The 11181-nt window shown below is 46.9% G+C and carries 9 protein-coding genes; 4 read left to right on the top strand and 5 right to left on the bottom strand.

What is annotated here, in order from left to right:
• Nucleotides 1-213: 213 nt before the first annotated feature.
• From PN499_RS27695 to PN499_RS27685, 3 genes are all read left to right on the top strand, one after another.
• Nucleotides 214-498, top strand: coding sequence for a hypothetical protein (locus tag PN499_RS27695; protein WP_272036607.1), 285 nt, complete (start codon nt 214-216; stop codon nt 496-498).
• Between the two features lie 599 nt (nt 499-1097).
• On the top strand, nt 1098-5702 hold the full coding sequence (locus tag PN499_RS27690) for a DUF3987 domain-containing protein (protein WP_272036605.1): 4605 nt from the start codon (nt 1098-1100) through the stop codon (nt 5700-5702).
• Between the two features lie 324 nt (nt 5703-6026).
• Complete coding sequence (locus PN499_RS27685) at nt 6027-6284, top strand: hypothetical protein (RefSeq protein WP_272036603.1); 258 nt, start codon at nt 6027-6029, stop codon at nt 6282-6284.
• A 105-nt stretch (nt 6285-6389) separates the two neighbouring features.
• On the opposite strand, the gene PN499_RS27680 is transcribed toward PN499_RS27685, so the two are convergent.
• The 5 genes from PN499_RS27680 to PN499_RS27660 all read right to left on the bottom strand — a co-directional run bounded on the left by PN499_RS27680 (nt 6390) and on the right by PN499_RS27660 (nt 9773).
• Nucleotides 6390-7034, bottom strand: coding sequence for a type I restriction endonuclease subunit R (locus tag PN499_RS27680; protein WP_334311728.1), 645 nt, complete (start codon nt 7032-7034; stop codon nt 6390-6392).
• Nucleotides 7035-7236: 202 nt separating this feature from the next.
• Nucleotides 7237-7863 carry a hypothetical protein gene (locus PN499_RS27675; protein WP_272036600.1) on the bottom strand — a complete coding sequence of 209 codons (627 nt, stop codon included), beginning with the start codon at nt 7861-7863 and terminating at the stop codon, nt 7237-7239.
• A gap of 92 nt (nt 7864-7955) precedes the next feature.
• Nucleotides 7956-8291, bottom strand: a complete 336-nt coding sequence (locus PN499_RS27670; protein ID WP_272036598.1) for a XisI protein — start codon at nt 8289-8291, stop codon at nt 7956-7958.
• Nucleotides 8279-8695, bottom strand: coding sequence for a XisH family protein (locus tag PN499_RS27665; RefSeq protein WP_272036596.1), 417 nt, complete (start codon nt 8693-8695; stop codon nt 8279-8281). The genes PN499_RS27670 and PN499_RS27665 overlap by 13 nt, the downstream gene beginning before the upstream one ends.
• A gap of 373 nt (nt 8696-9068) precedes the next feature.
• Complete coding sequence (locus PN499_RS27660) at nt 9069-9773, bottom strand: Uma2 family endonuclease (protein WP_272036594.1); 705 nt, start codon at nt 9771-9773, stop codon at nt 9069-9071.
• A gap of 193 nt (nt 9774-9966) precedes the next feature.
• On the opposite strand from PN499_RS27660, the gene PN499_RS27655 reads away from it, so the two are divergent.
• Nucleotides 9967-10974: a tyrosine-type recombinase/integrase gene (locus PN499_RS27655; protein WP_272036592.1), complete on the top strand. Its 1008-nt coding sequence runs from the start codon at nt 9967-9969 to the stop codon at nt 10972-10974.
• Nucleotides 10975-11181: the final 207 nt, after the last annotated feature.

The following is an 11181-nucleotide window of genomic DNA, read 5'->3' as shown; positions in this document are numbered from 1 at the left end:
TGTTTGCAGTTTATTTGCACGTAATGTGGTTTCTTCTGCACTGAATGTGGTTTTGAGACACCCACTTTTGGCAGTTAATGTGGTTTCAAAAATCCCCTTTTTGCAGTTTTGACCTCTGCTTTTTGCAGTTCGCTACACTTAACAATACTTAACTTTTGACTGTCACATAAATTAATATTAGGAGCTGTATACGATCAATTATTTAACTGCGGTATGATCGTAGAAGTCCAAGCGAACATTGCTATATCTATGGCGAGAATAAAAGGAGTGGGCGGACACCGCCGTAAAGGAGAACCAGCTCTTTATGATGAAATAAAAAAGCTGGTTACGATTTCCCTTACTCCAACAGGCGTTGCAAACCTTGATGCACGAGCAACACAACTCGGAACTAACCGGAGTGACCTGATCGAGCAGTTTGCCAGAGGGCTGTTGGATGCCACTCCCGCACCGACTGAAGGTGAATTGCAGGAAACGCAGACCCCCGCGAAAGCTTCTTGATAAAGACTAAGTAGTTCTATCAAGACAAGCTGCACGGATTGGGTAACGTTTCTGGTTTACCAAGTTTGGGGCGATTGTAGCGCCTATTAGGAGCACAAAATTACCACTTGAGGACTGCTTATGGGGTCGCGCTCGCGGCTATTAAGTACAAAAAATGCCCCTTAAATCGTATTCGGGGCATAGCCATTAAGTAAGTTAAAAAGGATCGGAGTCATCTCGACAACTCGATTGTGGAGTGCTGTGTGAATTGAACCCTCGCGCACACTCTCAATTCTGCTGCCTGATGCCGTGTTTTAGTTATGCAAAATTAGCGGAAATGCGTAAGCATTCTCAGCTAGAGACTTGTCAATCACTTGTCAAGTTCCTCAAGCTGTAAATTCAAAGCATTTTAGTTAATCCAATAGTAACGCAAAAGGAGCAAAATAGTCACCCTATTGGAGGGAACCAATTGGGGGGAGTCAACCAAAACTCTCAACACCTTTCCTCCAAACACGCTCAAGCATAACTATCACACCCAACAACTCCGACTCCTGTAAATCCCATAACCCGCAAGAGGCTCCATCCTCATGCACTTCCCAAACACCACAGGAGCGTCAACCATGTCAGAATTCACACAAAATTCAGCAGCATCTCAAAACCCATCAGCCAACACCCCCGAAGCCAGCGTTCAAATTCCCCAAACCAAACAGCAAATCATCGCCTGGGTACGAAACCACCTCAACAAACCCCCCTTCCCCATCAGCCCCCAACAGTCCTTACTCAACAACAAAGTCGAAAAACAACCTGCTTACTACGATCGCCACTACTACAAAACCCTAGAATGGAAGCCCTACCAAAAGTGGCACGAACTTGACCCCAAACTCCAAGAACAACTAATCACCACCTGGCACTCCGACCACCGCATCGACGGCGTAAGCACCCTCGGCGGCTGGAACGGACAACATTGGCTATGCTGGATCGACTTCGACCTTAATGCCAGCGAAACCCCAGAAATACTCAAAACCCGCATCGACGCTTGGATTAACACCTACCCCATCCTCCAAAGCGCCCCCCAATTCTTCACACCCTCCGGCGGCTACCGCGTCCTCGTCGCCTTCCTCACAGAACCAGAAAAATTCGGGGCCAACAACGGCTTCGCCTTCACCCCCAACACCACAGTCCGAGAAGGCGAACTCCTCACCAAAAACGGCGGCCACACCCTATTGCCACCTACCGTCGGCTCCAACGGCAAAAAATACGAATTCACCGTATGGTCAGAATATCCCCCCACCGTACCAGGGCCCGAATCAATCGGCTTGTACCCCTGTAAAGACACCAAAACCTTTCAACGCCAACCCCTAGAGCGCAAAACAAACACCTTGGGGAATGCACCAGCTTCCCAAATCGTACACAACGGGTTCGGACAAAGCTTAGTAGACATCCTCGAACAAGAAATCTACCCCAAACTGAGCGCAGATAGCCTTTTCGGAGACTTAGAAAACTGGAAAGGAACCGAAAAAAACTGCTGGTGTCCCTTCTGCACCATCCGTGAAAAAGCCCCATCCTTCAACGTTCCAGCCGACAAAACCACATTTTTCTGCTATGGCTGCCGGGCCACAGGCAGTTGGGCCGACTACATCATGCTCCGCGATGGCGTAGACTTCAAAACAGCCATCAAAACCCTAGCAAATATAGCTAGAGTGCAACTACCGCCAACCTTTGACAAAGTTTCCGACCCTATCCGTCAAAGTTACAATCGTAACGGCAATGGCAACAACAGCCACACTGAAAACGCGATTCATGGCAGTGGTAATGGCGGTAATGGCAATGGCGATCGCAAAAACGGTATTGGCAGTAGCAATAGCAATGGCGATCGCCACAACAGCTACGCCGAAAGCTCGATTCATAGCAGTAGCAATAGCAATGGCAACGGTAATGGCGATCGCGATAACGACTACACCGTAAACTCTAGCAACGGTATTGGTGATCGCAACAGCAGCCACGCCGGAAACTCTGGCAACAGTAATGACAACAGCAACGGCAATAGCAGTAGCAATGGCAACGGTAATGGCGATCGCCACAACAGCTACACTGCAAACTCGATTCCTGGCAATGGCGATCGCGATAGCGACTACACCAGAAACTCTAGCAACGGTAACAGCAACAGCAGTAGCAATGGCAATGGCAAAGGTAATGGCGATCGCGATAACGGCTACACCGGAAACTCTGACAACAGCAATAACAATAGCAATGGCAACGGCAATGGCGATCGCAACAACGGCTACGGCTACCCCGGAAACTCTGGCAATGGTAGTGGCGACAACAGCAACGGTTACGGCGGCGACAACAACAACAATCAACCCCCACCCGAACCCGAATTCGACCTATACACCCAAATCCATAACATCGTCACCAGCAACCTAGAACCTGGCCGACAACTAGCCGCCCTCGTCGAACTCGGGGCCGCAACCGGACATCCCCAGGGCGGCATCGAAAAAATTGCCAGAGAAATCGAACTCTCACTCAATCGGCAAAACACCGCCCCCGACGATGCCACCGAACTGTCCAAACTGCTCACTTACCGAGCCGAACACTTAGACATCCCATCCATATATCCCAAAGCCCTAGCCAGCGCCCTCCTCTCCAAAGCCGACTCAGATCGCATCGACCCCATCTACCTAATCATGTACCTGCTAAGCGCTTGCGGGGCAAAACTCGGCGGCAACATCGGCATAGTCGCCAAAAGTGGGGCCACAACAGAAGACGACTGGGTAGAATTTCCCATATTTTGGACAATGAACGTCGCCCCCCCATCCAGCGGCAAAAGCCAAACCCAACGTACCATCTTTAAACCCATCAAACGACAGCAAAAACTGGCACGAACCCAATACAAACAAGCCAAACAGCACCTTAAACAGCTAGAAAACGCCTGGAAGCAAAAAACCCCCTCCGAGAAAGAAGCCCTCTTAAACAGTCCACAAAACCCCGCCGTCTATGAATCTCAAATGCCAGCACCCCCTGCCAAAGAGATGATTGAAGCCGGTTCTCCAGAAGGCGCATTCAAACGCATGAGCGAATTAGCGCCCCACTCCGGCTGCGCCCTCGTCTTTGACGAACTCGTCCGCGTCTTAAAAATGGATCAATATAAAGATGGCGGCGGCGACACCCGACAAATCCTCCTAGAAGCTTGGGGCGCACCCCTAGACAAAGAATTCGAGCGAGTAGACTCCGAGAACACAGTCATCCTCGAAGACATTGCCATCAGCTTAACTGGGGCGATTCAAACCCAGAAATTCAAAACTCTATGCAGCGACCCCGACGATGGGGACGGTTTAGCCAGCCGCTTCCTGATGGCAATCCCGAAAACACCCGACAACTTTGCCATCTGGTCTAATACAGTCGTTGGGCTTGATTCTATGCTGACTGGCGTTTACGACCACCTCAAGAACCTGCCCAATGCCTTGAAGGACATCCGCCGTAGCATCTCCCGTAGCAATGAAGCCACACTCACCCAATCCTGGGAAACATCGAACCCACCCGTAATGCTGCACTTCGACTGCCATGCTGAAGAACGATGGCATCGCTGGTGGGAATCTATACGCCGCTACCAGCAAGCGTATGAAGTAGAGAACCCAGCTTTAAGCGCTTACTTGGGCAAAATGCTCAGTCAAACACTGCGCTTAGCGCTGCTGCTGCACTGTCTGGAACTCAAGTTTGAACCGAAAGCAGACCCCCAGCGGGTTGGGATCGACACTTTAGAACGGGCAATTGCCCAAGCTAAATTCCACATTGGTCAGTTTCGGGTGCTGATGTCCTCTACCCATGAAGGCGGTTCCCTCGCCGGCCGCCTGCTTCAAATCCACGAATACGCCTTGCGGAAGCAGGGAGAAGTGTCTCCAGTACAGGTACAAAATACCGTGTTCCGCCACGCCGCACGCAAACCTACCTTAAGTCAAATCCGCTTGGACTTTAAAACTCTGGCAGACATGGGTCATGCTGAACTTTGTGGGGAAGGGAAAAGCTTGCAGCTAAAGGCTGTGGCAGTTAAAAAATCTGATGTCGGAATTCCGACAAAATTCCGATCGAATTCCGACAAATCACGATTGGCTGAAACGACTACCAATCATAGCTCTCAGCGATATGGATGCAAAAATTCCGACAATTCCGACAATTTTGAAATCGCGAACAAAAATGAATTGGCGGGCAGTTTTGAATTGGCAAGTAGTTTTGAAATCAACAACTTGCAGCACTCAGCGGAGTCAGCACAAGAACTGGATGTTTCCCAAAATATGTCCTTAATCTCTGATGCTGGGGAAACTTCTCAGGTTGATATGGCAGAGGTGAATGTTGCCGACTTTAGTAATAGCCACGAATCTCTAAATGTGACTCCCAGCTTCCCCTCAACACCTGGTGGAAATATGGCGGATGTTGCCGACTTTAGTAATAGCCAGGAAACTACTACTTCTTTAAATTGTCGGAATAATCGGAATGAGGAAAGGGTAGAGGCTTCAAAGCTAGAGCTAGAGGGGAATTCAGCTAGCAGTGAGGTGTCGGAATTTCAGTCGGAAGCGATCGGAAATTCCGATTCTTCCAATAAAGGCGTAAACCACAACCATCAAGGTGAGCTCGCAAAACCGCCATTCGTTTCAAGTGCTGAACCCAATATGGTGCCTTACCCCCCGACATTGGAAGAACTCAAGGCTTTGATAGTGGCGTGTCAGTCTTTAACGGAACTCAAAACCTTGAATAAGCAGCATGGCATTACTAATGTCGGCAAAGCATACCAAGCCCTTAATCTTTTACAGCAAGCTCATATTGATAGCATTGCTGCGAATGCTGTCCCCCACAAGGTTTACAAATACTTAGGTCAACCTATTAAAGTAGGGCAGCAGCGGTTGAAATCAGGGGCATTGGTGTATATTGACCCCCAAACCGCAGCGAGGATGCGGCCTAGTGCTATGAATGCGTCGGTGTGGGACTTAAATGGAGTGCCGCGTGGTTGGACAGAACCTGTAGAGGTGCCTTTGAGTGATTTGAAAGAGGTGGTTAAATTTAACTCGGAGGTAGTGCCATCTGTACTGCCTTTTCGGGAACAGCAAGTTGTCGTACACAACAGTCGTAAGAAGTTAGTACAAGCTATTTTGGGATGGTTTGCTGAAGTCCGCGACGTTGCTCAAAAAATCACTGAAATCGTTCACTTGAGCGAACTGCGTTTAAGCAATTAAGGAGCTGTAACCCATACAAATTAAGGGTTGTCTTGCTCAAATAGAAATAGATAATACCCTTAAGTTTAGACAGAATCTAATTTATTAGAATCCTGTCTAGCTCTTTGTCTAGCACCGATTTTCTAGCTCAACGATTTTCTAGCTCTTTGTCTAGCAACGATCTTTAATCTTAGCTGCGCTTCATAAGCTGTTGCGCCGGAAAGTTTTGCACGTCCCAGCCCTGACTGTATATTGTTAATGCTCCCAAAATAACAATTTAGATGTGTGTTAGTTTAGAATTAGAAAAACTTGGTTAAGTTTCGTGATTTTGCAGGAGATAGGGAAATGACTGTGCCACCTTTAGTAATTCAGGTAACAACAGAAGGGCAGTTAAATTTGCCACCATCCGTCCGGGAAAGTCTACAACCAGGGGATGAATATATTCTTTGGCAAGAAGAGAATACGATTGTTTTGAAGAAGATTCAAAAGCTCAAAGGATTATCGAATTTATGGCAAAGAATAGAGCAGCTTGGGGATGACCCGGAACAGCCTTCAATGGAGGAAATTACGGCAATAGTGAAGGAAGTTAGACAGCGGATGTGAAGGGATGAAAGTTTTATTGGATACGAATATCTGGATTTCTGGCTGGCTTTGGGGTGGCAATCCTAAACAGGTTATAAAATACACTTGAGAAACTGCGATCGCAGTCTATCCTTCCACAATGACTTGACCAATATGCTTCAAAATCCTCAAAACATCATATAGACGATTGCGTAAAGGTACGGGTGAAAAAATATCTGAAACATCATACTGAATTATATCCTGCTGAGATAACTTCACAAATATAATCTCATTCCCATTTGTTACCATGCCAAACCCCGGTCGATCCTGATTGGGATTTGCCATCATATACGCCAGCGTTTGTGGCACTGCTGACATTACCGAAATCGTCGTCCGTTTCGACTCCAACAGCGTCACCCAAAACCGATTTTGCACCACTAAAACATCAATTCGACCCCGCAAATTTTCCGCTTCATCTTCATCTTCATCCAACACAATCTCAACCGATGCCTCCCCCCGCATTTTAAAAGGAGAGTCATAAAAACCTGCTTTTTCCAATAAAGGCGAACCCATTAGCAACGTCACTGTCCCCTCAGTCAGACTCCCACCTGCTAAATGATAAAGATACCGCCGTCTAATTAATTCTAGAGATTCTTTTTCCGCGTCAGTAATCTCTGGCAAACTCTCATACCATTCCGTAAAAAATCGCTCATCTTCCGTCCGCCTTAAATTAAAGCGACTTTCCACATCCGCAAAGGTTTTAATAACATCAGTAATAGCTGTTTTTTGCACCACTTTTTACCCAGGTTCTCCACATCTTATCGTAATTTATGATTGTACCAGTGTGTCACTACTTTGATAAATCAATACTTGGGGCGGTTTTTGATTACTAAAACACGATCGGGATTTGAGCTAAGTTACGACTAACTAAAAATTAACCTTCCCAGCCATTTTGCGCCTCCAAACTATTGACATATAACACATAATATGCAGCCTATACACATACCTCCTTGGGAAAACGCTGTGGCACAAGTTTATATTGTTTTTCTAACCATAACTTCGCCTCTTCATAGGTGAAACTCAAAAAAACTAGCCGATCGTTTTGAGATGGATCGTAAACACAGCTAATTCCTTGCCGATCTCGAACCAAAAGCATAACTTTTAGAGGGAAGTTCGTTACATCTATCCATAATTCTGTAAATTCCCAGTCATCGGATGGATGTTCCATCAGATAAAATGATGCACTTTCAATTTCCCAATCAACCCATTCTAACGGGTTCTCAAAAGCACCTTCTAATCCAAATAAACTTACAGTTTTATCAACATCGGGAAAATTATCATCTATGACTGTTGTAGAGTTTTCTTCCAGAGGTTGAAAGCGATTAGAACCAGGAGGTTCTTCTACATATCCAGTTAACTGGCGTACCGATGATTTCACTTGATCGAAAATTAGGTAAGATTTTGATAGGAAAAATATTTCATTTTGGGGATTAAGTGGATGACCTGGTAGTAACCCTAGTTGACGGGTAGGAATGACAATTTTTGAATCACGAATTAAAGGTGGCTCTAAGTTACAATTGGTAAAATAGAGTAGGTCAAAATGATTGCTAATTATAGTCATTTTATCCCCCCCCAAATAGTAGCGCTGCGCTTTCGTGGCAACGTATTCGGCTGTACTCGAATCTCATCTATTCATTACTAGCTACTTCCCCCTCAACCCGGAGCAAACTCCGTAAACTTCCGCATAAAAGACGAATGAAACCCCAGCACAATATCTTGTTTAGCAACGCCCATCGCCATTAACTCACTAGCCAGATCCACCTCAGTCCCATTCCATTGAATCCAGACCTTTTCCTCCTCAATATCAAGATGAATCACAACCCCATAAACCCGTTGTTTCTTGTTCCAGCCAACATGGACAATTTGATAATGGTCGCGCTGAGTATCAAAAATCATCTCAACCTTAACATCACCATAGGCAGGTTTATGGTCGCCAAACCTTGCCAAAACCTCCTGAACATACTGGCGATATTGCTCTACCTTTCCCATAGCACAATCACCTCATTTTCCGGGTCAAAAACCAGAAACCTAACTTGATTTTCTTGAATAACAATTTGCGTAAACTGAAGCTGAAAAAAAGTATTATAAATCTCCAGAGGAACACCTAAATATAAAACGCGCTCCGCTTCCGTTGCCTTAAGCGCCGACCGATAATTAATAAACTGCCCGATAGCCGTGTGAAACTCAGAAATTGTCGAAGCGCCCAAAAAACTCTTCACCTCAACCGCTATTTTTTCCCCATCCTTCTGTGCCCCAATCAGTCTCTGGGCCCCCAAATCAATATACATTTCCACCCCGCCAAAATTGATATAAAGCGGGTCATGGCTAATCTGCCATCCCTCCTTTTGCAAAGCCGACTTAACATTATTGTGAAAAACATCCTTTGCAGACATCCCATATCCCCTTTTACAGGGCTCCCAATCAATTCAAGTCTAATCCATCGCCCTCAACTTGCAGCAACCCCGTCAGCGTCTCTATCTCCTCCAAGCCGCCTGCAATCTTACCATAATCTCACTCGCCTTTTCCCAATGCGATAATTTGGACTGTGTAAGACAGCATAGAAAGCTTGCGAGATCGCACTTTTGACTTGTTCTGGTTTAACTTCTAACTACCGGTGTAATTGCTCGCTGGTTGTGGCGATCGCAAAAACCCGCTCTCACGCTCGCGCATAATTCCAGCCCTCATCATACCCCAGCAGTAACTTAGGTTAAATTAAACCCGCGATCGGCTGACAACTTTTAACTTAAAGAATAGAGGAAATACAATTTAGGAATTGGGGTTTGAGAAGGTAGCTAACTGTTGGACAAACTCTTGGTGCGCGGCACTCGTAAACCCGGTTTGGAGTGTAGCAATAACTTCGGGCATATCCCCATCCAAGAGTGCTGAAACGGCCAGCCACAACCCCGGAAAAACTCGGCTGCGGATAATTCCTTCGGCATCAGGGCTTATAGAAATGTATTCTCCCTCCTGCTCTTCAAACCAATCGAGGCGGCGATTTATTACCTGCCAGACCAGATATTCTTTGACTCCATTGCGGCGATAAACTCGCTTTTTATCTCTTAGATCGATGGTAGCGGTACTGGCAGCAATTTCAGCCACGAGTTCCGGTGCGCCGAGGATGTAGCCATCATCGCTGAGGCAAGTTTGACCGCCGTGTTGGGCATCAATGAGGAGTACAGCATCGGGTTGGGGTTCGTTATCCACATCCAGGCGCACCGTAGGGTTATCGCCGATACGAGTATACGGAGTAAAAGCAGCATAGAGGCCGAGCCAAGTTATGAGGTGAGCGTGGGGTTCCGCATGGGGTTCAAAGCGCAGAGGGGAAGCCATATAAACAATTCCTTCGATCAGTTCGGCTTTTTTGAGATGGGGCATGGCTGTATAGCGCTGCTCAAATTCGGCACGGGTGAGTAAGTCCCCATTTTCTAAGGGCGGAATCGTGATGCGGCTGGGATTAGTGGGAGCGATCATGCTTTCCTCCTGTTGCTATTAGTATTGTCGCACCTACAGCTTTGCGTTAGAAACTCCATTGCCAACGACATTTTAGACATTAGGTTTTCATTCAACTGGGATTTGCTACCGGAAACAAACATTCTCGGTACAAGAGTGCTGCGGATGCCACCTTGCAGTAAAGTGGCAGTGGGTAATCTTTTAAACTAAGCCTGTGTCCTCTAAACGGCTGCCCCGCGCTACGACGAAGCACCGCCAAGCCGATCGCCTCGCTATTTTGCCGACCGCTGAGGCGATGCAGTCAGTTTTCGCTGATTTCATGCAGCTTGACGTTGCTAATGGGGACGCAGCTAGCGATACGGTTGATACATATTCCTACCGCACCCGTCAATACGTTAGTTGGTGCAATTCCCAAGGAATTAATCTGGCTTTGGCAACTAACGAAGATATCAAAACCTATCGGCACTACCTCATTAAAGAAAAAGGTCAAAAGCCCGCTACGATTGCTTTGACTCTCTCCGTACTCCGGCGGTTTTATGCAGCAGCGCTCTCGAAGGGATTGATTAAGGAAAACCCGGCGATAGGCGTTAAACCTCCTACAGAAAAGGTTGATGCTGCCGAACGTATTACTTATTTAGAAGAAGAGGAACTGCGGCATTTATTAGCGACGATTCCGAATGATGGCAGCTTAAAAAGTTGGCGCGATCGCTCTCTTTTAGCAATTATGGCTTTGCAAGGCCCGCGCACGGTGGAATTGCACCGTGCGAATTTTGGCGATTTAGTGCGAAGGGGTGGGAATTGGGGGTTGAGGGTTGAGGGCAAGAGCAGCATTAGAACAATACCGCTGCGCCCTGATATCGCTAAAGCGCTCTGGCAGTATTTGGAAGCTAGAGAAATGGCAGGAGAGCTGCTAACCAAGGAAAGCCCTTTGTTTATTGCTATGGGAAATCGGTTTGGGGGACAGCGGCTATCTCGCCGGGGCATTCGCTGGATTATAGATAAATATCTTTTGGAATCACAACTCAAGCACACTGAGGGGAGAACTTTATCAGCTCACAGCTTGAGGCACACGGCAGGGACGCTGGGGTTGCGTTCGGGTGCCGATCTGAGGCAAGTGCAGGATTTGTTGGGTCATAAAGATCCGAAAACTACAGCCCTGTACGCTCATGCCAGCGATCGCCATGCTTTCAACCCAGCTTTGGGGATAGATGTGGAGATTTGAAGGTGGCAAAAAAGAAACTGTTTGAACTGGTTTGGTTTTGGTGTAATTCTTCCTTGGTCAGACAGAGTTCAGGGGGCGACAATCGCCCCCAAACCATTGCAGGGAGGATGTTTTCGGGTCTGAACTCGCTCAAAAAAGTTGGAGCTTATTGAGAATAGACTCTCAATAGAAGAACCAGCCCCTAGTTGTGATAAAAAGGTGCATGTC

Origin of the sequence: Kamptonema animale CS-326, from assembly GCF_028330895.1 — a bacterium.
In the GTDB taxonomy this organism is placed as follows: domain Bacteria; phylum Cyanobacteriota; class Cyanobacteriia; order Cyanobacteriales; family Microcoleaceae; genus Kamptonema; species Kamptonema formosum.
This window is presented reverse-complemented; position numbering and strand designations above follow the sequence as displayed.